General features: G+C 74.4%; 23 protein-coding genes. 17 read left to right on the forward strand and 6 right to left on the reverse strand.

The genetic code is table 11. The annotated features are described in order from the left end of the window. Positions 1-125 precede the first annotated feature (125 nt). From Ae505Ps2_RS07290 to Ae505Ps2_RS07300, 3 genes are all read right to left on the reverse strand, one after another. A complete protein-coding gene (locus tag Ae505Ps2_RS07290; protein ID WP_075553514.1) occupies positions 126-869 on the reverse strand; it encodes an iron-sulfur cluster assembly protein in 744 nt (247 codons plus the stop codon). Further along, a complete protein-coding gene (locus Ae505Ps2_RS07295) occupies positions 866-1,933 on the reverse strand; it encodes an amidohydrolase family protein (RefSeq protein ID WP_075553515.1) in 1,068 nt (355 codons plus the stop codon). The genes Ae505Ps2_RS07290 and Ae505Ps2_RS07295 overlap by 4 nt, the downstream gene beginning before the upstream one ends. 86 nt (positions 1,934-2,019) lie before the next feature. Then, a complete protein-coding gene (locus Ae505Ps2_RS07300; protein ID WP_075334040.1) occupies positions 2,020-3,048 on the reverse strand; it encodes an NAD(P)-dependent alcohol dehydrogenase in 1,029 nt (342 codons plus the stop codon). Between the two features lie 188 nt (positions 3,049-3,236). Between Ae505Ps2_RS07300 and Ae505Ps2_RS07305 the strand changes: the two genes are divergently transcribed. The 3 genes from Ae505Ps2_RS07305 to Ae505Ps2_RS07315 are packed head-to-tail and all read left to right on the forward strand — an operon-like array spanning position 3,237 to position 5,817. Then, positions 3,237-3,692, forward strand: coding sequence for a DUF4442 domain-containing protein (locus tag Ae505Ps2_RS07305; protein WP_075334041.1), 456 nt, complete (start codon positions 3,237-3,239; stop codon positions 3,690-3,692). Between the two features lie 27 nt (positions 3,693-3,719). Further along, positions 3,720-4,379 carry an NAD(P)H-binding protein gene (locus Ae505Ps2_RS07310; protein WP_075309229.1) on the forward strand — a complete coding sequence of 220 codons (660 nt, stop codon included), beginning with the start codon at positions 3,720-3,722 and terminating at the stop codon, positions 4,377-4,379. Between the two features lie 34 nt (positions 4,380-4,413). Continuing rightward, positions 4,414-5,817, forward strand: coding sequence for an NAD(P)/FAD-dependent oxidoreductase (locus Ae505Ps2_RS07315; protein WP_075312589.1), 1,404 nt, complete (start codon positions 4,414-4,416; stop codon positions 5,815-5,817). 48 nt (positions 5,818-5,865) lie between these two features. On the opposite strand, the gene Ae505Ps2_RS33200 is transcribed toward Ae505Ps2_RS07315, so the two are convergent. After that, positions 5,866-6,753: a DUF6474 family protein gene (locus Ae505Ps2_RS33200; RefSeq protein ID WP_083695433.1), complete on the reverse strand. Its 888-nt coding sequence runs from the start codon at positions 6,751-6,753 to the stop codon at positions 5,866-5,868. 156 nt (positions 6,754-6,909) lie between these two features. On the opposite strand from Ae505Ps2_RS33200, the gene Ae505Ps2_RS07325 reads away from it, so the two are divergent. From Ae505Ps2_RS07325 to Ae505Ps2_RS07335, 3 genes are all read left to right on the forward strand, one after another. Beyond that, the gene (locus Ae505Ps2_RS07325) at positions 6,910-8,640 is read left to right on the forward strand and encodes a TM0106 family RecB-like putative nuclease (RefSeq protein ID WP_075553516.1); all 1,731 of its coding nucleotides are present in this window, start codon (positions 6,910-6,912) and stop codon (positions 8,638-8,640) included. A 25-nt stretch (positions 8,641-8,665) separates the two neighbouring features. After that, positions 8,666-10,474: a gamma-glutamyltransferase gene (locus tag Ae505Ps2_RS07330; RefSeq protein WP_249265228.1), complete on the forward strand. Its 1,809-nt coding sequence runs from the start codon at positions 8,666-8,668 to the stop codon at positions 10,472-10,474. Positions 10,475-10,542: 68 nt separating this feature from the next. Further along, positions 10,543-11,076 (forward strand): MarR family transcriptional regulator, encoded by a 534-nt coding sequence (locus tag Ae505Ps2_RS07335; RefSeq protein WP_020622104.1) that lies wholly within the window; start codon positions 10,543-10,545, stop codon positions 11,074-11,076. A 27-nt stretch (positions 11,077-11,103) separates the two neighbouring features. On the opposite strand, the gene Ae505Ps2_RS07340 is transcribed toward Ae505Ps2_RS07335, so the two are convergent. Further along, the gene (locus Ae505Ps2_RS07340; RefSeq protein WP_075309223.1) at positions 11,104-12,630 is read right to left on the reverse strand and encodes an aldehyde dehydrogenase family protein; all 1,527 of its coding nucleotides are present in this window, start codon (positions 12,628-12,630) and stop codon (positions 11,104-11,106) included. A gap of 166 nt (positions 12,631-12,796) precedes the next feature. On the opposite strand from Ae505Ps2_RS07340, the gene Ae505Ps2_RS07345 reads away from it, so the two are divergent. The 11 genes from Ae505Ps2_RS07345 (at position 12,797) to Ae505Ps2_RS07395 (ending at position 23,325) form a co-directional block, all read left to right on the forward strand. Next, a complete protein-coding gene (locus tag Ae505Ps2_RS07345; RefSeq protein ID WP_075309221.1) occupies positions 12,797-13,312 on the forward strand; it encodes a cupin domain-containing protein in 516 nt (171 codons plus the stop codon). 28 nt (positions 13,313-13,340) lie between these two features. Continuing rightward, positions 13,341-14,288 carry a PDR/VanB family oxidoreductase gene (locus tag Ae505Ps2_RS07350; protein ID WP_020622107.1) on the forward strand — a complete coding sequence of 316 codons (948 nt, stop codon included), beginning with the start codon at positions 13,341-13,343 and terminating at the stop codon, positions 14,286-14,288. Positions 14,289-14,376: 88 nt separating this feature from the next. Beyond that, complete coding sequence (locus tag Ae505Ps2_RS07355; protein ID WP_249265229.1) at positions 14,377-15,687, forward strand: recombinase-like helix-turn-helix domain-containing protein; 1,311 nt, start codon at positions 14,377-14,379, stop codon at positions 15,685-15,687. Beyond that, positions 15,684-16,652 (forward strand): VOC family protein, encoded by a 969-nt coding sequence (locus tag Ae505Ps2_RS07360; RefSeq protein WP_075309219.1) that lies wholly within the window; start codon positions 15,684-15,686, stop codon positions 16,650-16,652. The genes Ae505Ps2_RS07355 and Ae505Ps2_RS07360 overlap by 4 nt, the downstream gene beginning before the upstream one ends. Then, complete coding sequence (locus Ae505Ps2_RS07365) at positions 16,649-17,401, forward strand: aspartate dehydrogenase domain-containing protein (protein ID WP_233147691.1); 753 nt, start codon at positions 16,649-16,651, stop codon at positions 17,399-17,401. Before Ae505Ps2_RS07360 ends, Ae505Ps2_RS07365 begins: the two co-directional genes overlap by 4 nt. Further along, entirely contained in the window at positions 17,398-18,201 is an 804-nt protein-coding gene (locus tag Ae505Ps2_RS07370) for an alpha/beta hydrolase (RefSeq protein WP_075334043.1), read from the forward strand. Before Ae505Ps2_RS07365 ends, Ae505Ps2_RS07370 begins: the two co-directional genes overlap by 4 nt. After that, the gene (locus tag Ae505Ps2_RS07375) at positions 18,198-18,962 is read left to right on the forward strand and encodes an SDR family oxidoreductase (protein WP_233147692.1); all 765 of its coding nucleotides are present in this window, start codon (positions 18,198-18,200) and stop codon (positions 18,960-18,962) included. Before Ae505Ps2_RS07370 ends, Ae505Ps2_RS07375 begins: the two co-directional genes overlap by 4 nt. A 26-nt stretch (positions 18,963-18,988) precedes the next feature. Further along, entirely contained in the window at positions 18,989-19,771 is a 783-nt protein-coding gene (locus Ae505Ps2_RS07380; RefSeq protein ID WP_075309215.1) for an SDR family oxidoreductase, read from the forward strand. Positions 19,772-19,818: 47 nt separating this feature from the next. Further along, the gene (locus Ae505Ps2_RS07385) at positions 19,819-21,462 is read left to right on the forward strand and encodes a thiamine pyrophosphate-binding protein (RefSeq protein ID WP_075334044.1); all 1,644 of its coding nucleotides are present in this window, start codon (positions 19,819-19,821) and stop codon (positions 21,460-21,462) included. Next, positions 21,455-21,940 (forward strand): hypothetical protein, encoded by a 486-nt coding sequence (locus Ae505Ps2_RS07390; protein WP_020627068.1) that lies wholly within the window; start codon positions 21,455-21,457, stop codon positions 21,938-21,940. Before Ae505Ps2_RS07385 ends, Ae505Ps2_RS07390 begins: the two co-directional genes overlap by 8 nt. Further along, entirely contained in the window at positions 21,937-23,325 is a 1,389-nt protein-coding gene (locus Ae505Ps2_RS07395; RefSeq protein ID WP_083695435.1) for an MFS transporter, read from the forward strand. Before Ae505Ps2_RS07390 ends, Ae505Ps2_RS07395 begins: the two co-directional genes overlap by 4 nt. A 70-nt stretch (positions 23,326-23,395) precedes the next feature. Here Ae505Ps2_RS07395 and Ae505Ps2_RS07400 read toward each other — a convergent pair whose 3' ends face one another. After that, on the reverse strand, positions 23,396-26,176 hold the full coding sequence (locus tag Ae505Ps2_RS07400; protein WP_075553518.1) for a DHA2 family efflux MFS transporter permease subunit: 2,781 nt from the start codon (positions 26,174-26,176) through the stop codon (positions 23,396-23,398). Positions 26,177-26,178 lie beyond the last annotated feature (2 nt).

A 26,178-nucleotide genomic window follows, 5' to 3' on the forward strand; every position in this document is an offset into this window, starting at 1 on the left:
GCGGATCAGCGCGCGAACTGCGGCGATGCGCGCGAACTCCGGCTCAGTGCGCGGACCCGGGGGCGTGCGCACGTCCGGGCCGCGTCCCTCGGGGAGGGGCGCTGCCCGGAGGTCGCGTGCGGTGGTCAGCGGCCGGCGGTCGCCGCCGTCCGGCCGGTCTCGTAGCGGATCTTCAGCAGGCCCTTGCAGTACTCCCCGTTGGTCTCGATCCCGACCCGCTGCAACCGCGCGCGGCGCAGGTGCAGCGGGACCTGCTCGACGGTCACGGCGGTGCCGTCGGAGTGGATCAGCAGCGGTGCGTCGTCGCCGGCGGGCAGGCCGATCGTCCGCCGGCGGGTCCGCATCCGGGTCAGCTCCTCGGTGTCGGCCTCGGTCCCGGCCAGCTCGCCGAGCGTCAGCCCGGCCAGCTCGTCGGGACTCCGGCCGGCGTCGACGAGCGGGCGGGCCACCCGCTCCTGGCCGGCCAGCGCGGCCTTGGCCAGGAACGTGTGCCGCAGCTCGTCCAGCTCGGCCGCGGCCTCCCCGTTGATCGAGCCCTCGAAGGACTTGACGAACCCGGCGTGCGCCGCGACCCCACCGTTGATCTCGTCGGAGGCGTGGTGGTCGGCCAGCGTCACCTCCGCCCTCGTCACTCCCGGTACCGCGGTCACCGCGTCGTAGGCGTCGGCGACCATCAGGAACGAGAAGTTCGGAGCGCAGAAGAACGTCGGCAGCCGGAGCCCGACGGTGACCTCACCGGCGGGCGAGACGGTCCACGACTCGACGAAGTCGAGCTCGGTGATCGGCTCGTCCAGCTCCGGGTCGAGCACCGTCCCCAGCGCGGACCACACGGCCTGCCGGAGCGGGCTCTCAGCAGGCCGCGGGGTCACGCCTGCGCCCCCGCCGTGTTGTCGACGAGCTCCTCGCCCGGCGCCATGGGTTCGTCGGCGGTGGTGTCGGGCAGCCGGCAGTCGGCCGGGACCTCGATGTCGTAGAGCTTCGCCGCGTTGAGGCCGAGGATCTTCTTCTTCGACGCGGTGGTGAGGCGCGGGTAGTCGGCGAACTGGTCGTCGTCGGGCGTCTGCCAGTCGACCAGGCCCTCGACCTGCCACTTCGGCGTCCAGATGTTGTAGTCGCTGCCGAAGGTCATCTTGTCCTCGCCGACCCAGAACAGCAGCTCGCCCATCACCTTGGCGAAGAACTTCGGGCGGGCGTGCATCAGGCCGCCGACGACGACCGACAGGCCGGCGTAGACGTTGGGCTCCTGCACCGCCATGAAGCAGAAGTCCTCGATGCGCGGCAGGCCGACGTGCTCGACGATGAAGTTCAGGCCCTGGAAGTCGGTGGCCGCGTGGTCGACGTCGGCGACGTCGAACGCGTCCTTGTCCAGCGGCCAGATCGTCGGGCCCTTGTGGACGTGGATGTTCTTGATGCCCAGCTCCTGGGCCCGCTCCAGGAAGCGGTAGCACTCCGGGTCGGTGAGCTTGTAGCCGCGGGAGCTGCCGTTCCACTCCGCGGTGTAGAGCTTCACGCCCTTGTGCCGGTACTTCGCGCAGTCCGCCTCGAACTCCTTCATACCCTCGTCGCCGTCACGCGGGTCGAAACGCCCGTTGACGATGATCCGGTCGCCCCACTTCTCCAGCAGCGCCGCGTTCTGGTCGGCGGTGTTGAAGCCGTTCTTGTACCACTCCTTGAGGTACGTCGACTGGAAGATCGAGTGGTCGACGTGGCCTTCGATGAAGACGTCGCGCTCGAAGTCGTCCTGCGAGACCTTGAGGTAGTGCTCCCAGTCCCAGTGGGTCTCGGGCGGGCCGAGCTGGTGGTAGCCGTAGAAGCAGTCGATCCAGCCCTTGGCGTACTGCTCGCGACCCTCGACCCAGTTCTCCCGGGAGGCGTCCCAGAAGTGGCTGTGGGAGTCGACGATGAAGTACTTCTCGCCGTCCTTTTCGTACATGTGGTTCCTCCTGCGTCAGCAGCTCTGCTGATCGGTGGTGGGTCAGGGAAAGAACGTTCGTCTTGTACGTACGTATGACTGACCAGTCAGGGAACGAGGATCGCCCGGCCGCGGACCTTGCCCGCGTCCAGGTCGTGCAGCGCCTCCAGTGCCTGGTCGAGCTTGTACTGGACGGTGTGCAGGGTGACCTTCCCGGCCTGGGCCAGGACCATGAGCTCGGCCAGGTCGTTGTAGGTGCCGACGATGTTGCCGATGACGTTCTTCTCGCCGGCGACGAAGTCCAGCGTGGGGGCGGACAGGGTGCCGCCGTAGCCGAGGACGAAGTTGTAGCCGGCCGGGCCGGTCATCGCCCAGGCGTCGTTCTCCGCGCCCTGCTCGGCGACGAAGTCGAAGACCACCGTGGCGCCGCCGCCGGTGAGCTCCTGGACGGCCTCGACCTGGTTGCCGTCGGCGACGACGGTCTCCTCGGCGCCGATCTGCTTCGCCAGCTCCAGCGCGTCCGGGTTCCGGTCCACGACGATGATCTTGGTGGCGGTCAGCGCGGCGAGTGCCTGGATGCCGATGTGGCCCAGCCCGCCCGCACCCTGCACGACCGCGGTGGTGCCCGGGTAGAGGAACGGCACCGCCTTGCGGACCGCGTGGTAGGCGGTGATGCCCGCGTCGGCGAGCGCGGCGACGTCGGCCGGGTTCGTCTCCGGGTTCAGCTTCACGCAGGACCGCGCGGTGGTGCGCAGGTACTCGGCCATGCCGCCGTCGTTGTTGGACAGGCCGGGGAAGAACGCGTCCCCGGTGCACTGCATGTCGCGCCCGTAGCGGCACATGGTGCACAGCCCGCACGACGGCTGCGGGTGCAGGATGACGGTGTCGCCGACCTTGACGTTGGTGACGCCGTCGCCGACCGCGTGCACCCAACCCGCGTTCTCGTGGCCGATCACGTAGGGCAGGTCGGGGTTCTGGATGTCGGCCCAGTCCCCGTCGATGATGTGGAGGTCGGTGCGGCACACGCCGGCACCGCCGATCTTGACGATGACGTCGAGCGGACCCTGGATCGTCGGTTCCTCGATCTCGTCGATCTGGGGGTCCTGCTTGTACGCGTGCACCCGCACGGCCTTCACTGGCGGTACCTCCGAGCCTCGGACGCGCGGCGTTGCGCGTCGTGGTGGTGGGACTAGGTGTGCCTGCTGTCACATCGATCTCAACCCCGTTGTGCACGACGGACAAGGGGGTTCGTTCTCGCACAGCGAGAACCATGAGGAAACGGGCGTCGCTTTCCCTGGAGGTTACCGACGAGTAGGGTCGGCTCATGGCTGATGACGCGAGCTGGGTCGCCGGTGCGATGACGCAGGCGGTGCCGTGGGTGACCACCGCCGGGATCACCTTCGGGGCGATCACCACCGACCGGGTCGAGGCGTTCCTCCCCGACCGCTCCGACCAGCACAACCACGTCGGCGGGCCGCACGCCGCGGTGATGTTCGGACTGGGCGAGACCGCCTCCGGCGCGGTCGGCCTGGCCGCGTTCGCCTCGGCCGGGGACCGCGCCGTACCGCTGGTCGTGCGCTCGGAGATCCGCTACCTCAAGCTCGCCAAGGGCGACCTGCGGGCCGAGGCCGTGCTGACCCGCCCGGCCGGTGAGGTGCTCGCCGAGCTCGACGCCGGGACCCGCCCGGAGTTCACCGTCGACGTCACCATCACCGACGCCCAGGGCGTGCAGACCGGTGCCATGACGATCGTCTGGACGCTCAAGCCGAACAGGCGGTGAGCGCCCGTCCGGCCTAGCGTGGCCCGCATGGACGTGGTCATCGCCGGAGGACACGGACAGATCGCGCTGCGACTGTCCACCCTGCTCGCCGGGCAGGGGCACACGGTGCGCTCGATCGTGCGCAACCCCGACCACACCGACGAGGTGGCGGCCACCGGGGCGAGCCCGGTCGTGGCGGACCTGGAGAAGGTCTCCGCCGCGGATCTCGCGGGGCACCTGACCGGCGCCGACGCCGTCGTCTTCGCGGCGGGGGCCGGGCCGAACAGCGGTGTCGAGCGCAAGGAGACCGTGGACCGCGACGGGGCCACCCTGCTCGCCGACGCGGCTGCCGGGGCGGGCGTCCGCCGTTACCTGCTGATCTCCTCGTCCGGGGTGGACACCGAGCCCGACCCCGAGCGCGGCGAGGTCTGGGCCGCCTACATCCGGGCGAAGAAGGCCGCCGAGGACGCGATCCGCGGCGACGGGCGCCTCGACGCGACGATCCTGCGCCCCGGGAAGCTCACGAACGACCCGGGCACCGGGCGGGTCACCCTCGCCCCGCCGCCGGTCGAGTACGGCGAGGTGACCCGCGACGACTCCGCCGCGGCCGTCGCCGCGCTGCTTGCCGCACCGTGGACGGCGGGGCTCACCCTGGAGCTGCGCGGCGGCGACACCGAACTCGTCGACGCCGTCACCGCTCTGGGGTGACATGGGACCGGCCTCCTGCGGGAAGGTCGGTGCCATGAGCGAGCACAGCTACGACGTCGTCGTGATCGGAGCGGGCCCGGTCGGTGAGAACGCCGCGGGCTACGCGGTGGACGCCGGCCTGTCCGCGGCGCTGGTGGAGGCCGAGCTGGTCGGCGGGGAGTGCTCGTACTGGGCCTGCATCCCGTCGAAGGCACTGCTGCGCACCCCGCAGGCCGTCGCCGACGCCCGGCGGCTGCCCGGGGTGCGGGCCGAGTTCGACCCGGCGAAGGTCCTCGAACGCCGCACGAGCTTCACCTCCGACTGGGACGACGCCGGCCAGGTGCAGTGGGCCGAGGGAGCCGGGGTCACCGTGCTGCGTGGCCGGGGGCGGCTGGCCGGGACCAGGCGCGTCCTCGTGACCGCGGCCGACGGCACCGAGACCGAGGTGACCGCGCGCCACGCCGTCGTCGTCGCGACCGGCAGCGTGCCGGTCGTCCCGCACGTCGCGGGGCTGGACACGGTCGAGTACTGGGGCTCGCGCGAGGCGACCTCGGTGAAGGAGGTCCCGCGCCGGCTCGGGGTGCTCGGCGGCGGTGTCGTCGGCTGCGAGATGGCATTGGCCCACGCCCGGCTGGGCGCCCGGGTCACGCTGTTCAACCACGGCGACCGGGTGCTGCCCGGCGCCGAGCCGCAGGCCTCCGAACGGGTCGCGGCCGGGCTGCGGGAGGCAGGCGTCGACCTGCGGCTGGGCACCGGCCTGGACGAGGTGCGCCGGGCCGGGGACGCGACGGTGCTGCGCGGCGGCGGGGACGAGGTCGAGGTGGACCGGCTGCTCGTCGCGACCGGGCGCCGTCCGGCGACCGACGGGCTGGACCTGGACTCGGTCGGGGTGGGCCTCGGGCGGCGCGGCGAGATCGTCGTCGACGACTCGGGGCTGGCCGCCGGGGACTGGCTCTACGCCGTCGGCGACGTCAACGGGCGGGCCCCGCTCACCCACCAGGGCAAGTACCAGGCCCGGATCGCCGCGCACGCGATCGCCGCGCGCGCCGCGGGCCGTCCGCTCGACGACGCCGCCTGGGGCGAGGACGCGGCGACCGCCGACCACCACGCGGTGCCCCAGGTCGTGTTCACCGACCCCGAGGTCGCCTGGGTCGGCCGGACGGCGGCGGTCGCCCGCGCCGAGGGACTCGACGTGCGGGTGGTCGACATGGACATCGCCGTCGCCGGGTCCTCGCTCACCGCGGACGACTGGTCCGGCCGGGTGATCGCCGTCGTCGACCCGCAGCGCGAGGTGCTGCTCGGGGTCACCTTCGTCGGGCCCGGGGTCGCCGAGCTGCTGCACGCGGCGACGATCGCGGTGGTCGGCGAGGTGCCGCTGTCCCGGCTGTGGCACGCCGTGCCCGCGTTCCCCACGATCAGCGAGGTGTGGCTGCGGCTGCTGGAGAACTACCGCGCGTAGCGCGCTCGACCCGCGGGCCCGGTGTCGACCGGGCCCGCAGGAGCGGGTTCAGGAGCGCACGCCCAGGTGGTCGAGCAGACGGACCTCGAGGCGGTCCAGGTCGGCCGACACCGTGCGGAAGGCGGCCTTGCGGCGGGCGGCGGGCATGTTCTCCGCGGCCCGGACGGCGGCGGCGAGGTCGTGCAGCCGCGGCTCGGTCTCGTCGGCGAACCGCTTCGCGGCCTGGTCGCGGTCGACGGTCCCGTCCTCGCGCAGCTCGGTGATGGTGCGCGCGATCCGGGACAGCCGCGCGTGCAGCCGGCCGCCGGGGCCGGAGTAGCCGCCCAGCTCGTCCGGGGACACGCCGAGGCGCCGGGAGCGGTGGTCGTCGAGGCGGTGACGCAGCGACCCGGCCGCGGCCATCGCGTACGGCGCCAGCAGCGGCGCGAGGACCTTGGCCATGCCCAGGTAGCGCTGGACCTTCTTGGCGTTCCACTCGCGGGCCCTGCGCTCGCGCTCGGCCTGCTTCGCGGCCAGCGTCTCGCTCTTGAGCCTGCCCTTCTCCGCGGCGTGCGAGGCCTTGGCCTCGGCCTTGCGGGCGCTCGCGTCGGCCTTCGCGGCCGCCTTGGCGACCTTCCGGTCGGCCGAGCGGGCCTTGAGGTCGGCCGAGCTCAGCAGGCTGTTCGCGGTGGCGGTGCCCTCGCCGACGGCGCGACGCGTGCTGCGCGCGGCCCTGCGGCCGGCCTTCTCCGCCCGTCGTGACGCCGCCTCGGCCTTCTTGCGGGCCTTCACCGCGCGCCGGTGCAGCTTCTCGGCGGCCTTGTCGGCGGTCTCGCGGGTGTACTCGAGGGTCTGGACCGTGGCCGACTGCACCCGTTCCGACGCGTCGACCGCCGCCTCCCTGGTCGCCGCCGCGGCGCGCTCGCCCGCGCTCGGCTTCCTGCGCAGCAGTCCCATGTCGTGTCCTCCCGGGTCGGCTCGGCAGATGATCGCCGTGTCGACGCAGCCTAGGGCCCCGCCCACCGCCCGCGCAGGACCGACACCACCCGGCCGGGGGAACGGCGCGTCACGCGGATCCGGTCCTGTCGGGGGTGGTCTCTACCCTCGGGAGCCGTGAGCACTTCGACCGGACCCCGTACCGCGCCCCGTGTCCTGCTGGACGCGGCGGCGCTGAGCGGGTGCCGTCGTCGGGTGCACCTGGACCACAACCCGTCGGCGTCGGAGCGGCCGCGGGCGCTGCCGGATCCGGCGATCGAGCAGCGCCGGGCCGACGCGGCGGCGCACCGGGAGCGGATCGGCGAGCTGCTCGCGCGCACCTGGGGTGCGGACTGGGCGAGCACCTGGCCGGACGGCGCGGCCGGGCCCGCCGGGGCAGGCGCTGGACCGCGGGCGGCCCGCGCGGAGCGCACGGCCGAACTCGTCGCGGCCGGTGCGCCGCTGGTCTGGGGCGCGGTCCTGCCCGTCGACGGCGACCGGCGCGGCACCGCGGAGCTGCTCGTGCGCGCGCCCACCGGGGGCTACGTACCGCTGCTCGTCGTGCGCCGCCAGATCACCGATCCGGGGGAGGGGGCGCGCACCACCGCCGTCACCGACCCGTGGCCGCAGCGCGCCCGGCACGACCCGGACCGCAAGGTCCGCTCCCAGCCGCGCGACCTGCTGGCCCTGGCCCAGCTGACCCGGCTGCTGGAGGCCGCGGGCTGGGCGCCGCCGGAGTCGGCCCCGCGGCTCGGCGGCGTGATCGGGCTCGACGCGGACGTGGTCGTCTGGCACGACCTGCGGGCCGGGCACTGGCCCGGCGGCCGGTCCACGCTGGAGGAGTACGACGCCCGGTTCGCCGACCGCGCCGCCGTCGCCCGGTCCGCGGCGACCGGCGGCCCCGCGCTCGCGGCGCCGTCGCGGATCACCGAGTGCCGCCGCTGCCCCTGGTGGCCGACGTGCGAGGCCGAGCTGGAGGAGGTCGACGACGTCAGCCTGGTCGCCCACGGCGAGACGGCGCGGCTGCTGCGGGAGTCGGGCGTCGCGACCGTCGCGGGGCTGGCCGCGCTGGACCCGGCGGCCCCGCCCGCCGAGCTGACCGGTCCGCTGCCCGGGCCGCCGTTCTCCGACCTCGTCGCGCTGGCCCGCGCGCGCCGGCGGGGTCTCGCCGTCGCCCGCCGGGTGCCGCGGGTGCCGGTCACCCGCGCCGACGTCGAGGTCGACGTCGACATGGAGAGCTTCGGCGAGTCCGGCGCCTACCTGTGGGGTGCGCTGCTGACGCTGCCCGGCGGTGCCCGCGACGGCGACCCGGAGCCCGGCTACCGGGCGTTCGCGACCTGGGACCCGCTCCCCACCCGCGACGAGGGCCGCTCGTTCGGCGAGTTCTGGACCTGGTTCACCGGTGTGCGTGCGACCGCGCTCGCGTCCGGGCGCACGTTCGCCGCGTACTGCTACAACGAGCAGGCCGAGAACCGCTGGATGTTCGCCTCGGCGCAGCGGTTCGCCGGGATGCCCGGGGTGCCGACCGAGGCCGAGGTGCGCGCGTTCGTCGCGGACCCGTGCTGGGTGGACCTCTACGGCGTGGTCTCCACCTGGTTCCTGTGCGCGCAGGGCAAGGGGCTGAAGAAGATCGCCCCCGCCGCCGGGTTCTCGTGGCGGGACCCGGAGGCGGGCGGGGAGAACTCCATGCGCTGGTACCGCGCCGCCGTCGCGCTCGACGGCGGGGAGCCCGACCCGGTCCAGCGGGAGCGGCTGCTCGGCTACAACACCGACGACGTGCTGGCCACCCACGCGCTGCGGGAGTGGATGTCCTCGGACCGGGTGCTGGAGGTCCCACTGGTGAGCGAGCTGCGCGACGCCACCGGGTGAGCGCGTCCGTGTGAGGATGCGAGGCGTGGCGCCTCGTGGATACGACCGGATCGGGCCGCACGGCGCGGTCAGCAGCACCCACCATCTCGGCACGGCCGCCGCGGCCACGGTGCTGGCGCGGGGCGGGAACGCCTTCGACGCCGCCGTCGCCTGCGGGTTCGTGCTGCAGGTGGTCGAGCCGCACCTGTGCGGGCCGGGTGGTGAGCTGCCCGCCGTGTTCGTCACCGCGACCGACCCGGTCCCGCGGGTGCTGTGCGCCCAGGGCGTCGCCCCGGCCGCCGCGACCGCGCAGCGGGTGCGCGATCTGGGCTGCGCGATCGTCCCCGGCACCGGCCTGCTCCCGGCGACGGTCCCCGGGGCCTGGGACGGCTGGCTGACCCTGCTCCGCGACCACGGCACCTGGGAGCTCGCGGACGTCCTCGCCCCGGCGCTGGACTACGCCGCGGGTGGGTTCCCGCTGGTCCCGCGGGTGCCCGCGGCCATCGGCACGGTCGCAGACCACTTCAGGGCGCACTGGCCGTCGTCGGCGGCGACCTGGCTGCCCGACGGTCGGGTCCCCGCCGTGGGCGAGCGGGTGCGGTTGCCCGTGCTGGCCGCGACCTGGCGCCGGCTGCTCGACGAGGCCGTCGGCCCGAGCCGGGAGGCACGCATCGACGCCGCCCGTGACGCGTGGTACCGCGGGTTCGTCGCCGAGGAGATCGGCCGGTTCGCCGCGACCCCGGTCCGGGACGAGACCGGGCGCGACCACACCGGTCTGCTCACCGCCGACGACCTGGCCGGCTGGTCGGCGCACTACGAGGACGCGCTCGTCGCCGACGCCGGGTCCGGCTGGTCGGTCGCGAAGTGCGGCCCGTGGTCGCAGGGGCCGGTCCTGCTGCAGCAGCTGCGGCTGCTCGCCGGGCTGGACCTCGAACTGCCCGGTGGTGTCGCGACCCTCGACACGGTGCACGCCGCCGCCGAGGCCGCGAAGCTCGCCTTCGCCGACCGGGAGGCCTGGTACGGCGACGGCGTGCCCCCCGACCTGCTCGCCGACCTGCTCTCCGACGACTACACCGACGCCCGGCGGGGCCTGATCGGACCGGCGTCGGACGGCGGGCTGCGGCCCGGCTCGCCGGGTGGGCGCACCCCTCGGATCGGCGACTACGCGGCGATCCCGGTCGCCGGGCGCGGTTCCGGGACGGAGGGTCCGGGCACCGGCGAGCCGACGGTGTCGCGGGACGGCGTCGCCCGCGGGGACACGGTGCACGTCGACGTCGTCGACGCCGCCGGGAACATGATCTCGGTGACGCCGTCGGGGGGCTGGCTGCAGTCGTCGCCGACGATCCCGGAGCTCGGGTTCTGCCTCGGCACCCGCGGCCAGATGTTCTGGCTGGAGGAGGGGCTCGCCAGCACGCTCGCGCCCGGGCGGATGCCGCGCACGACGCTGTCGCCGTCGCTGGCGCTGCGCGACGGCGAGCCCGCGCTGGCCTTCGGGACGCCCGGCGGGGACCAGCAGGACCAGTGGCAGCTCGCGTTCCTGCTCGCGCTCGTGCACGGCGGGCTGGACCTGCAGGCCGCGATCGACGCGCCGACCTGGCACTCGACGGCGTTCCCCGCGTCCTTCGCGCCCCGCGGTTGGGAGCCGCACGGGCTCGTCGTCGAGTCCCGGCTGGGGCCCGACACCCTCGCCGGGCTGACCCGCCGCGGGCACGCCGTGGACGACGCGGGCGCCTGGTCCCTGGGCCGGATGTGCGCGGTCGGGACCGGAGCCGCAGTCCCCGGGGGCGGCGGGCCCGGGACACTGCACGCCGCGGTCGACCCGCGGTCGGGGGTGGGCGCGGCGATCGCGTTGTGAGACGGGTACCGCACGAGGAGTGCCGGGCACCGCACTAGGCTGGCCGCCCGGGGCGGAGAGGAGAGCCGATGGCGTCGCGCAGGGGCACTGCCCGACCGGACGCCGTCGACCTGATCCTCGATCAGTGGGCGCGGCACGATCCGGAGCTGGACCCGTCGGCGATGGCGGTGTTCGGGCGGCTGCACCGCTGCTTCCTGCGCTACCAGTCCCAGCTCACGCCGGTCTTCGAGCGGTACGGGATCTCGATGGCCGCGTTCGACGTGCTGGCCGCCCTGCGCCGGTCCGGCGAGCCGTACCGTCAGACCATGCGTGACCTGGGCGGGGTCACCCTGGTGACCGCGGGCGGGTTGACCCAGCGGGTCGACCGACTCGAGGCGTCGGGGCTGGTGCGGCGTGAACGCGACGCCGTCGACGGCCGGGTCGTGCACGCGCAGCTCACCCCGAGCGGCCTGGACCTGGTGGACCAGGTCACCAGGGCGCACTTCGCCAACGAGCGGGAGATGCTGGCCGGGCTCGACGAGGCCGAGCAGCGCAGGCTCGCCCGGTTGCTGCGCAGGCTGGAGCAGTCGCTCGACGAGGCCGCGGTCCGCGCCTCGGAATGAGCCGCGACGCGGACCGGGTGACCTCGGTCAGCGCGGGGCGGCCCAGCCGATCGGGTCCTCGGCGGTGCTCCAGTAGACGCTCTTGGTGGTGGTGTAGCTGCGCCACCCCAGCCGGCCCTTCTCCACCCCGAGGCCGCTGTCCTTGATTCCGGCGAACGGCGTCGCGATGCTGAACTGCTTGTAGGTGTTGATCCACACGGTTCCGGCGCGGACCCGTCGGGCGATCCGCCACGCCCGGCGGGCGTCGGCCGTCCAGATGCCGCAGGCCAGGCCGTACACGGTGTCCTCGGCCCGGCGGACGAGGTCGTCCTCGTCGTCGTAGGGCAGGACGACCGCGACCGGGCCGAACACCTCGTCGCGGCAGATCTCGGAGTCCGGGTCGACCCGGTCGAGGATGGTCGGCAGGTAGTAGGCGCCGTCGGCGAGCCCGGGGTCGTCGGGCACCCGGCCGCCGGTGACCACCCGGGCCCCTCCGGCGACGGCGCGGTCGACCATCGCGGCCACCCGGTCGCGGTGGTCGTGGTGCACGAGCGGGCCGAGGTGGCTGCGCGGGTCGGTGCCGGGGCCGACCCGCAGGGCCCGGGTGGCGGCGGCGAGCCGGTCGACGATCTCCCGGTGGCGGTCGCGCGGGACGAACACCCGGGAACCGGCGACGCAGCTCTGTCCGCTCGAGGAGAAGATGCCGTACAGCACGCCGGCGACGGCGTGGTCGAGGTCGGCGTCCGGGCAGACGATGGTGGGGGACTTGCCCCCCAGCTCCAGCGACACCGGGACCAGCCGGTGCCCGGCGGTCGCGGCGATCCGACGGCCGGTGTCGGTGCCTCCGGTGAACGAGACCATGCGCACGTCCGGGTGCTGGACGAGGGCGTTCCCGGCCTCGGTGCCGCTGCCGGGCAGCACCGACACCAGCGCGGTGGGCAGGCGCTGCTCGAGCAGGACGCGGTGCACGATCCGGCCCACGGCGAGCGACACCAGGGGTGCCCACAGTGCGGGCTTGAGCAGGACGGCGTTGCCCGCGGCCAGGGCGGGCGCCAGCTTCTGGGCGTCGCTGGCGACCGGTGAGTTCCACGGCGTGATCGCCGCGACGACGCCGACGGGTTCGTGCAGCGTCATGGTGACGTGCTCGCCACGGGGGGTGGGCAGCTCGCCGTCGGCGGTCTCGCAGGTCGCGGCGACGTAGCGCCAGGTCCCGACGGCGCTCGCGACCAGCGCACGGGTCTCGGCGAGGGTCTTGCCGGTGTCGAGGGTCTGCAGCCGGGCGAGCGCCTCGGCCTCGGCCTCGATCCCGTCGGCGATGCGGTGCAGCAGCCGGGCCCGCAGATGGGGGAGCAGGTCCCGCCAGGACGGGTCGTCGGCGGCGGTCCGCGCGGCCCGCACCGCGTCGTCCACATCGGACCGGGTTGCGGTGTGCAGCAGGGCGACGGCCCGGCCGGTGGCCGGATCGACGCACTCGCGCACCGGGCCCGAGCCGACGCGCCACCGACCGGCCGCGAGGAGCTCGTCGGGGGGGACCGCGATGCTCGGTGGTGGGGTCCGGAGCGATGTCGAGGTCATCGTCGGAGCATGCCTGATTGTTAAGCCCTGAACAATAGAGAGCTTCTGACCTGGCTCGACGCACGTTACGAGCAAGAAACTTGCAGTCTTCCCCTTGTGGTGCGACCCACGCCGCGCTAACAATTTCCCCGGCACACCTTTTAGGGCTAAAGAAAGTGAGGCCGTCATGACCGCCCCCTCCACCACCACCGACCTCGAGCAGCTGCTCGACAGCTGCATCGCCGGCGCCGCGTCCCGGCACGAGGACTGGGACACCCTGGGCTTTCAGGCCGCCGCCGGCGGTGACGAGTTCCGCCGGGCCCAGATCCGCTACATCGGCTCCGGCGCCACCGGCAACCACGAGACCGACTCGCGGATCCTGCCCGCCGAGCACTTCACCTTCTCCAACATGCGGCTGCCCGCCGGGGCGATCGGGCCGGAGCACACCCACCACGACGTCGAGGAGGTCTTCTACGTCCTGGAGGGCGAGCTCGAGGTCACCGTGCACGACGTCGAGGACGGCACCCGCACCGCCAGCCGTGTCCTCGGCTACCGCGACCTGATCCGGGTCCCGGCCGCGGTCCCCCGCAGCCTGCGCAACATCGGCTCCGAGGACGCGCTGTTCTGCGTCGTCATCGGCTCGCCGAAGCCGCAGCTGCCGACCTACCCCCCGACCTCGCCGATGCACGGCGTCCGTCGCTGACCGCTCCGCCCACCGCGAGGAGACCGCCATGCCCGAGACCAGGACGCTGCGTGCCGAACAGCTGACCCGGCTCGCCGACGACGTCGTCGAGGTGCGGCTCGTCGATCCGTCCGGAGCGGAGCTGCCGTCGTGGGAGCCCGGCTCCCACCTCGCGCTCGACCTCCCGGCCGGGCTCACCCGCCAGTATTCGCTGTGCGGGTCGCCCACCGACCGGCGGAGCTGGACGGTCGCCGTGCACCGGGCACCGGACAGCCGCGGGGGCAGCGCCTGGGTCCACGGCTCGCTGCGGCCCGGCGACCTGCTCACCGTCAGCGGTCCGCACCAGGAGTTCCCGCTCGTCGACGGGTCCGAGCACCTGCTGGTCGCAGGCGGTATCGGGATCACCCCGATCCTGTCGATGGCCCGGGCGTTGCAGGCCCGGGGCGCGGACTGGTCCCTGCTCTACTGCGGCCGCACCGCCGCCGCGCTCGCCTACCTCGACGAGCTCACCGCGCTCGACCCGGACGGCACCAGGGTCCGGGTCCACCTCGACGACGAGCACGGCGGCCCGGCCGACCTCGTCACCGCACTGGCGGCGCGGCCCACCGCGGTGGTGCACTGCTGCGGCCCGGGCCCGATGCTCGACGCCGTCCTGGCCGCCGCACCTGGCCGAGCCCACGTCGAACGGTTCCGGGCCCCGCCGCCCGACCCACGCGACACCGTGGCCGACGCCGGGTTCGACGTGCACTGCGAGACCAGTGACGTCCGCCTGCGCGTCGAGCCGGGCACATCGGTGCTCGCCGCGCTCACGGGCGCCGGGATCACGGTCCCGTCCTCCTGCGAGGAGGGCATCTGCGGCACCTGCGAGGTCAAGGTCCTCGCCGGCGAGCCGGAGCACCGCGACCTCGTTCTCTCCGACGACGAACGCGCAGTCGGGGGCTCGATGCTCGTCTGCGTCTCCCGCGCGCGCAGCGCCCGGCTCGTCCTCGACCTCTGAGCGCCCCGCGAGCACCCGCGGACCCGGAGCCGAACGCACCCGGCCCGTCCACACGCACCCCTCACCACCACCACCACCGGAGGCGACCGTGTCGTACCTGCAGATCCACCAGTCCCGCCACCGCCCGCCGACGAGCTACGAGACCGCGTTCGCCGCAGAGCTGGAACGGGTCTACACCGCCGGTGCGACCGAGCCCGGCGCCGTCGCCGCGGGCCTGAACACCGGCGGCACCCGGCCCCCGGGCGGCGGGGACTGGACCGCGGTGTCGGTCGTCGCCGAACTGGCCCGCCTCGGCGCCGACGACGGCCCGGCCACGCCGCCTGCCCTCGACCCCAGCGGGGCCGGCCGCGCCCCGGTCTCCTCGGCCGCCGAGCTCGTGGCTCGCGGCCTGCCCGACCAGTGGTACGCACTGTGCCCGTCGTCGGCGGTCCCGGCCGGAGAGCTGGTCCGCCTGCACCGGGCCGGGGTCGACCTGCTGCTCTGGCGCGACGCCGGGGGCGAGGTGCACGTCCAGCAGGACCGGTGCCCGCACCGCAACGCGCCGCTCTCGCGCGGGGTGCACCTCGGCGATCGGATCGCCTGCAACTACCACGGCGTGCAGATCGACACCGGCGGCACCGTGGTCTCGGTGCCGGGCAGCCCCGGCTGCGCCTTGGAGGGCCGGCGCGCGGTCGCGACGTTCCCGGCGCAGGAGCGGGCCGGCGCGGTGTTCGCCTGGATCACCGACGACGACACCCCGCCCACCCCGCTGCGGCTGCCCGAGCAGATCGACTCCGCGGAGTGGTCGACCTTCTGCTGCTACGTCGAGTGGGACGCGCCCTACGGGCTCTCGCTGGACAACCTGATGGACCCGATGCACGGCGCCTTCCTGCACCGGGAGTCGCACTCGATGTTCGGCGGGCGGCGGGAGGCGGTGTTCCAGGTCCGGGACACCCCGACCGGGTTCGTCTTCGCCAAGACCGACCAGAAGTCGGTGAACTTCGACTGGTCGGAGTGGATCGAGGACGGCTACCAGGCCGTGCGGCTCGACATCCCCTACCCGCCGTCGGCGGGTCCCGGCGGCCCGTTCGCGATCATCGGGATGGTCACCCCGATCGACGCCGACCGGCACGCCGGGTTCTTCTGGCGTTGCCGGCGGGTGCAGGGCTGGGAGCGGGACTCCTGGCGCTTCCTCTACCGCACCGTGCTGGAGGAGCGGCACTGGGCGGTGCTCGAGCAGGACCGGATCATGCTGGAGGACATGCCCGCCGACGCCACCGAGCGCGAGGGCCTCTACCAGCACGACATCGCCCTGGTCCGGGTGCGGCGCCTGCTGCGCAACCGTGCCGAGCGGGTGCTGCGCGAGCGCGGTGCCGCCGCGGCGTCCCGTCCGGCCGCGACCGCGGGAGCCACCCGATGACCGGCGCCACCGCCGCCCCGGGAGCGGTCGTGCAGCTGCGGTCGCTGCGCTCGGCGACGCTGCGCACACCCGCCCTGCGCGAGTCCGCGGACTTCTACGCCCAGGTGTGGGGTCTGGAGACCACCGACACCGACACCGGCGCGGTGTGGCTGCGCGGCACCGGACCGGAGCACCACATCCTGCAGCTCGTCGACGGCGACTCCGCCGGCCTGGACAAGATCGCGTTCGCGGTCGGGACCTCGGCCGAGGTCGACGCCGCGGCCCGGGAGCTGGAACGGCGCGGGATCCCCGTCGTCGCCGGGCCGGGACCCCTCGACCAGGCGGGCGGCGGCTACGGTCTGCGGCTGGTCGACCCCGAGGGGCGGCTGGTGGAACTGTCCTGCGACACCCACGCCGTCGTTCCCGGTGATCCCGAGGGCCGCGCGGCCCGGCCGCGGAAGCTCGCCCACGTGGTGCTCAACACGGTTGACATCGACGCGGCCTGTTCCTTCTACACCGGCGTGCTCGGCATGCGGATCTCCGACTGGTCGGAGCACCAGATGGCGTTCCTGCGGTGCGGTGTCGGGCCGACCGCCGACCATCACGTCATCGCGTTCAACCAGGCCGCGTGGACCTCGATCAACCACGTCGCCTACGAGATGGGGTCGATCGACCACTTCATGCGCGGGGTCGGCCGGTTGCGCCACCACGAGCTGCTGCCGCTGTGGGGCCCCGGCCGGCACGGACCGGGCAACAACACGTTCTCCTACTTCGCCGACCCGGCCGGGCTGGTGTGCGAGTACACCTCGGAGGTCGACCAGGTCGTGGAGGACGCCTGGCTCTGCCGGGTCTGGCGGCGCACCCCGGAGCTGTCGGACCTGTGGGGCACCGCGGGTCCCCCGTCGGTCGACGTCCGCACCAGGATGGCGGGAACCCCCGACCCGGGCTGGATCGCCCGCAACGCGTCCGCGGGGGTGCGGTCGTGAAGGTCGCCGTGCTCGGCTGCGGTGCGATCGGCGAGGTCGTGGCCCGTGAGCTCGCCGCGGGCGCCGTCGCCGGCGCCGACCTGCTCGGGGTCGTGCACCAGGACCCGACCGACCCGCCCGGACTGCCGGTGCTCGACGCCGACGGGCTCGACGCCGCGGACCTCGTCGTGGAGTGCGCCGGACACGGTGCCCTCGCCGCGACCGGTCCCCGGGTCATCGGATCCGGCACCGACCTGCTGGTCGTGTCGGTGGGCGCCCTCACCGACGACGGGCTGCTGGCGGTCCTGTCCGCAGGCCCCGGCCGGGTCCACCTGTGCAGCGGCGCGATCGGCGGGCTGGACCTGCTGCGCGCCGCCGCGCTGATGGAGGGCGGCCCGGAGCGCGTCGTCGTCACGACGACGAAGTCCAGCTCCGCACTGCTGCCCGACCGGCCGACCCCGGACGGCCCGGTCGAGCTGTTCCGCGGGACCGCCCGCGAGGTGGCGGCCCGGTTCCCGCGCTCGACCAACGTCGTCGCCGCGGTCGCGCTGGCCGTCGGCTCCTGGGACCGGGTCACCGCGTCGGTCGTCGCCGACCCCGCCGCGACCCGCACCCGGCACGAGATCACCGCGTCCGGCCCGTCCGGGGACTACCGGATCGAGATCGCCAACCGGCCCTCCGAGCGCACCCCCACCACCAGCGCGATCACCCCCTACGCGGTGCTGCGTGCCGTCGCCGACCTCGCCGGTTCCCCGGCGGTGCTCCGATGACCGGACCGCTGCCGACCGCCGTCCGCTCCGCGGGCTCCGGGGACCCGGTGCTGCTCCTGCACGGGATCGGGGGAGCGGCGGCGTCGTTCGACCCGCAGCTGGCCGGCCCGCTCGCGGACCGGTACCGGCTGCTCGCCTGGGACGCCCCGGGCTACGGCGACTCGCCCGACCCGGTGGTCCTGCCCGGGACGGACCCGATGGACCTGCTGGCCGACAGCGCCCTCGCCGTGCTGGAGCGGGCCGGGGGCCCGGCGCACGTCGTCGGGGTGTCCTGGGGCGGGGTGATCGCCACCCGGATGGCGCTGCGCCGCCCGGAGCTGCTCCGCTCGCTCACCCTCGCCGACTCGACCCGCGGCTCCGGCCGCACGGCCGCCGGCCGGTCGGGGATGACGCGCCGGGTCGAGGAGCTCGCGACGCTCGGGGCCCGCGCGTTCGCCGCGCTGCGTGCCCCGCGCCTGGTCGGACCGGACGCCGATCCGCAGGTCCTCGCTCGGGTCACCGGGATCATGTCCGGGGTGCGCACCGCCGGCTACACGCTGGCCGCGGCCGCGATGGCCGCCACCGACCACTCGGCGCAGCTGTCCCGGATCGACCTGCCGGCACTCGTCGTCGTCGGCGAGCACGACGTCGTGACCGGTGTCGCGGAGAGCCGGGCCCTGGCCGAGGGCATCACCGGCGCCGGGTTCGCCGTCGTCGCCGGGGCGGGACACGCCGCGAACCAGGAACGACCGGCCGCGTTCGACCGGATCCTCGGCGGGTTCCTCGCCGGGGTGCGACCGGCCACGGCGGTGGCCCGGTGAACGCCCCGTTCGGGGACCTGAGCGGCCGGGTCGTCGTCGTCACCGGCGGCGGGCGCGGGCTCGGCCTGGCCATCGCCGGTGAGCTCGCGGACGCCGGGGCGCACCTGGTCCTGGCCGAGCGGGACGCCCGGCTGGCCGCCGAGGCGACCGCGCAGCTCACCGCAGCCGGGGCCCGGGTGCTGCGCCACGACACCGACGTCGCCGACGAGACCTCGGTGGCCGGGCTCGCCGCCGCCGTCGACGGGCTCGGCGGGGCGTGGGGCCTGGTCAACAACGCCGCACTCGCCGACGGCGTCGGCGGCAGGCACTTCGCGGACCTGCCCGCTGAGGACTTCGACCGGGTGCTGCGGGTCAACGTGCGCGGCCCCTACCTGGTGTCCCGCGCGCTGTATCCGGCGATGCGGGCGGCCGGCGGCGGCCGGATCGTGCACATCGCCTCCGACGTCGCGTTCTACGGCCCGCCACGGCTGCTGCACTACGTGGCGTCGAAGAACGCCGTCGTCGGGATGACCAGGGCGATGGCCCGCGACGCCGGCCCGGACGGGATCACCGTCAACGCCGTCGCACCCGGGATCACCGAGACCGAGGCGACCCGGGCCGTCCCGGCCGAACGCCACGAGCTGTTCCGGATCAACCGGGCGCTCACCCGCACCCAGCAGCCCGACGACGTCACCGGCGCCGTGCGGTTCCTGCTCTCCGACTCCGCCGCCTACGTCACCGGGCAGACCCTGCTCGTCGACGGCGGGTTCATCTGTCGCTGAACCGCGACGACGCCGAAGGAGTGATCATGGACCTCGGGCTGAAGGGCCGCACGGTGATCGTCACCGGGGCGAGCTCCGGCGTCGGGTTGGCCGTCGCCGCACTGCTGCGGGCCGAGGGCGCGCACGTCGCGGCCTGCGCCCGCGACGCCGACCGGCTGCACGCCGCGCTCGCGGCGCTGCCCGGACCGGGCCGGGTGTACGCGGCCCCCGCGGACGTCCTCGACGCCGGCGCGGTGCACGACTTCGTCGCCGCCGCGGCCGCCGACCTGGGAGGCGTCGACGCCGTCGTCGCGAACGCCGGCCGCTCGCTGATGGCCCGCGTCCTCGACGTCACCGGCACCCAGTGGGACGAGGAGGTCCGGCTCAAGCTCGCCGGCCTGCTCCATCCCGTCCGTGCGGCGCTGCCGTGGCTGCGGCGCAGCGACGCCGGCTCGGTCGTCGCGGTCAACGCGATCCTGGCCCGCCAGCCCGAACCACGGCTGGCGGCGACCTCGGCCGCCCGGGCTGCCCTGCTCAACCTCGCGACCACGCTGGCGACCGAGCTGGCACCCGACCGGATCCGGGTCAACTCGGTCTGTCTGGGGCTGATCGACACCGGCCAGTGGCGCCGCCGGTACGACGGCTCCGGATCGGACCTGGACTTCGACACCTGGGCCGGCGAGCTGGCCGCGGACCGCGGCATCCCGCTCGGCCGGCTGGGCACCGCCGAGGAGGTCGCCTTCCCGATCGTCTCCCTGCTGTCCCCTCGCAGCTCCTACGTCACCGGCGCGACGCTCGACGTCGGCGGCGGCGTCGCACGTTACGTCTGACCGGTCGCTCACCACCGCGTCTCCCACCACCGCCTCCTGGAGGAACCATGGCCCGCCCGAACGGCGGCGACCTGCTCGTCGCCCTGCTGCGCGACCACGGCGTGTCCTGCGCCTTCGGCGTCATCAGCGTGCACAACCTGCCCCTCGTCGAGGCCCTCGACGCCGCCGGGATGTTCGTGCCCGTCCGGCACGAGGCCGCCGCGGTGAACGCCGCCGACGGCCACGCCCGCGCCGGCGGCGGCCTCGGCGTCGCCATCACCAGCACCGGGACCGGGGCCGGGAACGCCGCCGGCTCGCTGATCGAGGCCCTCGCCGCAGGCAGCCGGGTCCTGCACATCACCGGCCAGATCGACAGCGGGTACCTGGGCCAGGGGCGTGGTGTCATCCACGAGACCCCCGACCAGGCGGGCATGCTGGCCGCGGTTTCCGCGCACGCCGCCACCATCCGCACCGCCGACTCCGCCGGCCCGGTGCTGCGCGACGCCGTCGCGCGCACGCTCAGCCCACCGCAGGGACCGTCCAGTGTGGAGTGGCCGATCGACCTGCAGTACGCCACCCAGCGCGACACCCGGCCCGTCGTGGTCCGTCCGGCCCGCCCGGCGCCCGCGGACCCGGTCTCGCTCGACCACGCCGTCGAGTTGGTGCGCCGCTCCCGACGGCCGCTGATCTGGGCCGGTGGCGGTGCCCGCGACGCCGGACCGCAGCTGCAGGCGCTCGTCGAACGACTCGGCGCACCGCTGCTGACCAGCAACGCCGGTCGCGGCACCGTCCCCGAGACCCACGAGCTCGTCGTCGGCAACTACGGGACCGCGCCGGCCGCCCGCGACCTGGTGACCGGGGCCGACCTGCTCATCGGCATCGGCTCGCACTACCGGTCCAACGAGACCGCCCAGTTCACCCTGCCGCTGCCCGCCACCGCGGTGCAGATCGACGTCGACCCGCGGGCGATCGGACGCAGTTACCCGGCGACTGCCGGGGTCGTCGGCGACGCGGCCCAGGTGCTCGAGGGCCTGCTGGAGCGTCTCGGCGCGCACACCGCCGAACCGGGGTGGTCCGACCGCGCCCGGGCCACCCGCGACGCGGTGCGCGCCGCCCACCGTGCCGCGGTCGCGCCGTACGACGTGCTCTGCGACGCCGTCCGGGAGCGGCTGCCGGACCGGTCGGTCATCGCCCGCGACGTCACCGTCCCCTCCAGCACGTGGGGCAACCGGCTGCTGTCCGTTGTCGACCCGGCCACGAACGTCTTCCCACTCGGCGGTGGCATCGGGCAGGGTCTGGCGATGGGGATCGGGGCGGCACTGGCCCGACCGGACGTCCCGACCCTGGTCATGGCCGGGGACGGCGGACTCTCGGTGCACCTGGGCGAGATCGCCACGCTCGCCCAGACACGACCCTGGCTGGTGCTGCTCGTGTTCAACGACGGCGGCTACGGCGTGCTGCGGTCCATGCAGGACGCGACGGGGTCGCCGCGGGCGGGAGTGGACCTCTACACGCCCGACTTCGCCACCGTGGCCCGCTCGGTCGGGCTGGAGCACCGGCTGGTCACCGACGTCGCGGCGTTCGACGAGGCGCTCGCGAAGGCGCTGGCCACCCACGAGCCGTCGGTCGTCGAGGTGGATCTCACCGCGATCGGGCCGATGACGGTGCCGTTCGTGCCGCCGGTGCACGTGCCCGGGGGCGACGATGAGTGACCACGGCCCCGGGCACCACCACGCACACGGTCCGGCCAACCGCGGGCGCGTCGTGCACACCACCTCCGCACCGTTGTTCGTGACCGGTGAGGACACCGCACCCGAGGCGGTCGTGGTCGTGCACGGCGAACCCGGCATCGACGCCGGGCTGGAGGCCGACATCCGCACGCTCGCCGCCGGCGGGCGCCTGGTCGTCGTGCCGTACCTGTACTTCCGTGACGGCGGCCCGGACTACCCGCAGTACGACCTCGCCGAGGCGGCGTTCGCCCGGCTCGACCCGACGGACGTCGACGCCGACGTCGACGGCGCCGTCGACCACCTCACCGGCCGGCTCGGTTTCGACCGGTCCGCGCTCCGGCTCGCCGCCACCGGCGGTGGACGCCCGGGTGCGGCCCGCGCGGCCCACCGGCTCGGCCTGCCCGACCCCCTCCCGCTCGACCGTCCCCACCACGCGGATCAGACAAGGACACTCCGATGACCTCTGCAAGGCACTCGATCGGAGCCGAGCCCACAGCGACGACGCTGATGGCCCGGTTGGAGCGGATCCCGCACTCCCGCTGGCACGTCAAGGTCCGCCTGATCATCGGGGTGGTGACCTTCTTCGAGGCGTTCGACCAGCTGCTGGTGGCCTACACTCTGCCGTCGATCCGCCAGGAATGGGCGCTCGGCACCGGGCAGATGACCCTGGCGGTGACCGCCGGATCGGTCGGCATGCTCGTCGGCGCACTGGTGTCGGGCTGGTCGGCCGACACACTCGGCCGGGTCCGCACGATCCGGATCGCGCTGCTGCTGACCGTGGTGGCCAGCATCGGGCTCTTCCTGAGCCCGTCGTTCGGCGTGTTCGTGCTGCTGCGCTTCGTGCAGGGTCTCGGCATCGGCGGTGAGGTCCCGGTCGCGGCGGCCTACATCGGCGAACTCGCCCGCGCCCACGGCCGTGGCCGGTTCGTGCTCCTCTACGAGCTGGTCTTCCCGGCCGGGACGCTGTTCGCGGCGCTGCTGGCGACCTGGATGGTCCCCTCGCTGGGCTGGCGCTCGGTCTACCTGGTCGGCGCGATCCCGGTGGTGATGCTGATCCTGATCCGCCGGAACGTCCCGGAGTCGCCGCGCTGGCTCGCCGCCCGCGGCCGCTACGCCGAGGCCGACGTCGAGCTGGTCCGGATCGAGCAGGCGGTCGAGCGCTCCACCCGGTCGCCGCTGCCCGCGCCGGCCGCGGCGGCGGTCACGGTGAGCGAGGCACCGGCCGGCACCTCCGAGCGGCTCCGGGAGCTGGTCCTGGGCCGCTACCGCGGCCGGCTCGTGCTGGTCTGCGGGCTCTGGTTCACCGCGTTCTTCGTCAACTACGGGCTGACGTCCTGGCTGCCGACGATCTACACCGGTACCTACGGCGTCCCGCTCGGCACGGCCCTGCAACTGTCGCTGCTGGCCACCGCGGCCGGGTTCTGCGGATGCGTGCTCGCCGCGCTGGGCGTCGACCGGATCGGCCGTCGCGCGGTGCTGTTCACGGGGATGCTGCTCGCCTCGGCCGCGCTCGTGCTGCTCGCGGTGCTCGGCGCCACCGACGTCGGTCAGGTGGCCCTGCTCACCACCGTCGCCGCGCTGTTCAGCTTCGCCGCCAACATCACCCTCTACCTGTACTCGCCGGAGCTGTTCCCGACCCGGTCGCGGGCACTGGGGACCAGCATCGGGGCCGCGTTCAACCGGATCGGGGTGATCCTCGGTCCGATCGTCGTGGCGGCCGCGGTCGTCGGCGGAAGCCTCACCACCGCGTTCGCGGTGCTGGGTGGGGTGGCCGCGGTCGGAGCGGTGCTGGCGCTGTTCGGTCCGGAGACCCGCAACCGGCAGCTGGAGGAGGTCTCCCCCTGACCCACGCGACGTCCCGGCCCTCCACAGGGAGGACCGGGACGTCGTTCCACGTGGAACGCCGGCGGTCGGGTCAGTGACGCGGCTCGGAGCGCCCGGCCATCCCGATCTGCCTGCCGTGCCGTCCGTTCGCCAGGGCGTCCTCGTCACCACGCCCGGTGTCCAGCGGCAGCGGGAACCGGACGTCGGAGTGGGTCACCCGGTCCGGCTCCAGCGCGACCACCGTCGCGACCGGGGCGTAGCCGCTGGTCGCGAGGGTGTAGCTGCCCGCGGGCAGGCCCTCGAAGGCGAAGGTCCCGTCCGGGCCGGACAGCCGCGACCCCACGACGGCGCCCTCGGCGTCGATCAGCGTGGCCAGCGCGTGCGCCACCGGGTGCCCGTCGGGCGCCGCGGTGACCCGGCCGGTGAGCCGGGAGCGCTGCGGCAGCCGCAGGTCCTGGACCGCCGTGCCGGAGCTCGGCACCTCGACGCCGACCGCCACCGGGTCGACGCCCTCGCCGGCCGCGGTGAGCGTGTAGCGCCCGGCCGGGACGCCGTCGAGCGCCCAGCGTCCGCCCTCACCGGACCGGCCGGCCGCGGCGACGTCGCCGCCGTGGTCGATCAGCGAGACGGTGACCCCGGGCAGCGGGGTGCCCGCGGCGTCGAGCACGGTGCCGCGGATGCCGCTGCTGACCGACAGCCGCACGTCGTGGCGGACCGGTTCGGTGCCGACCGAGACCGTGGCGGCGTGCGGCGGCAGCGCCGCGGAGGCCGCCACGACCAGGAAGCGCCCGGGCTCGTCGACGACGACGCGGTAGTGGCCATCGCCGTCGGTGGTGGTGCGACCGACCTGGTCGCCGGACAGCCGGGTGACGGTGACGACCGCCCCGGGGACCGGCGCGCCGGTGCTGCCCTGGACCCGTCCGGTGACGGCCGGGCCGTCGCCACCGGTGGAGTGCAGGTGGTCCAGGCCCGCGGCCGCGGCGGCGTCACCGACGGTGCCGTTGTGCGGCCTCGGCCGGGCCTGGGGTGCCGGGTGCGGCGGCTCCTGCCGGGCGACGACGGGCATCGGCGTGGTGGGCGGCGCGACGTCCGCTCCGCGCCCGCCGCCGTCGCCCCGGGTGGCGGGAGCGGGTGCCGGCGCGACCGTCGCGAGTGCCTCGGTCGGGACCGACGCGGCGGCACCACCCTCACCGGCGGCCTCGGCCAGGGCGGCCTGGGCACCGGACATGGTGCGCAGCGGCAGCTCCCTGATGAACAGCACCAGCACGAAGGCCACCGCGATCACGCAGGCCGCGATGAGGAACGCCAGCGTCATCGCGCTGGTGAAGCCCTCCTGGAACGGCGCCGCCAGCCGCGGGTCGATCCGCTGCAGGAACGAGGAGTCGGCGAGCACCGAGCTGGACAGGCCGCCGGCCTGGCCGGACTGGAGCGCCCCGACGACCTGCGCGTTGGCCGGGTCGGCCGCGACGGCGGGGTCGGTCAGCGCGGCCCGGAACGAGCTCGTGCCGAGCGCGGACCGGAGGGCGTCGGCGATCTTGTCGCCGGCGGTGGAGAACACCACCGACAGGAAGATCGCGGTGCCGAGCGTGCCGCCCATCTGCCGGAAGAACGTCACCGACGAGGTCGTGACGCCCATGTCGCGGGCGGGCATCGCGTTCTGCACGGCCAGCACCAGGGTCTGCATGCACAGACCGAGGCCGAGGCCCAGCAGTGCCATGGTCAGGTCGAGCTGCCAGATCGGGATCGACGGCGTGACGGTCTGCCACAGCAGCACCATCGCGATCGTGATGAACGCGGTGCCGATCACCGGGAAGATCTTGTAGCGGCCGGTGCGCGAGGTGAGCTGACCGGAGAGGATCGACGCGACCATGATCCCGCCGACCAGCGGCAGCATCATGAACCCGGCCTCGATCGGCGTCGCGCCGTGCACGATCTGCAGGAACTGCGGCAGCAGTGCGATGCCGCCGAACATCGCCATGCCGATGAGCAGGTTCAGCACCGCGGACAGCGAGAAGATGCCGGTGCGGAACAGGCGCAGCGGGATCAGCGCGGCGTCGCCGTAGGCCCGTTCGGCCAGCAGGAACAGCAGCAGGCCGACGACACCGATGACGTAGCAGACGATCGACGAGGTGGAGTCCCAGCCCCACTCGCGCCCCTGCTCGGCGACGATCAGCACCGGCACCAGGCACAGGGTCAGCGCCAGGGCGCCGGGCCAGTCGATCCGGGCCGGCCGCGGGACGTGCGGGATGTTCAGCACCCGCTGCACGACGACCAGCGCGACGAGTCCGATGGGCACGTTGACCAGGAAGATCCAGCGCCACCCGTCGAGCCCCGCGATCGAGTCCACACCGGACAGCAGGCCGCCGATGACCGGGCCGATCACGCTCGAGGTGCCGAACACGGCGAGGAAGAAGCCCTGGTAGCGGGCCCGCTCACGCGGCGGGACGATGTCGCCCAGGATGGTCAGCGCCAGCGACATCAGACCGCCCGCGCCGAGACCCTGCAGCGCGCGGAACGCGGCCAGGGAGTACATCGACCAGGCGAAGGTGCAGGCGATCGAGCCGATCAGGAAGATCGAGATCGCGGTCATGAACAGCGGCTTGCGGCCGAAGATGTCGGAGAGCTTGCCGTAGAGCGGGGTGGTGATCGTGCTGGTGATGAGGAAGGCCGTCGTCGCCCACGCCTGCAGGTTGAGACCCGACAGGTCGTCGGCGATGGTGCGGATCGCGGTCGAGACGACCGTCTGGTCCAGGGCGGCCAGGAACATGCCCAGCATCAGTCCACCCAGGACGGTCAGGATCTGCCGGTGCGTCAGCTCGCCGTCGCCGGTGGTGGTGGCGGGGCGCTGCGCACTGGCGGCAGCGGTGGACATTC

Source organism: Pseudonocardia sp. Ae505_Ps2, assembly GCF_001932425.1.
Taxonomy (GTDB): domain Bacteria; phylum Actinomycetota; class Actinomycetes; order Mycobacteriales; family Pseudonocardiaceae; genus Pseudonocardia.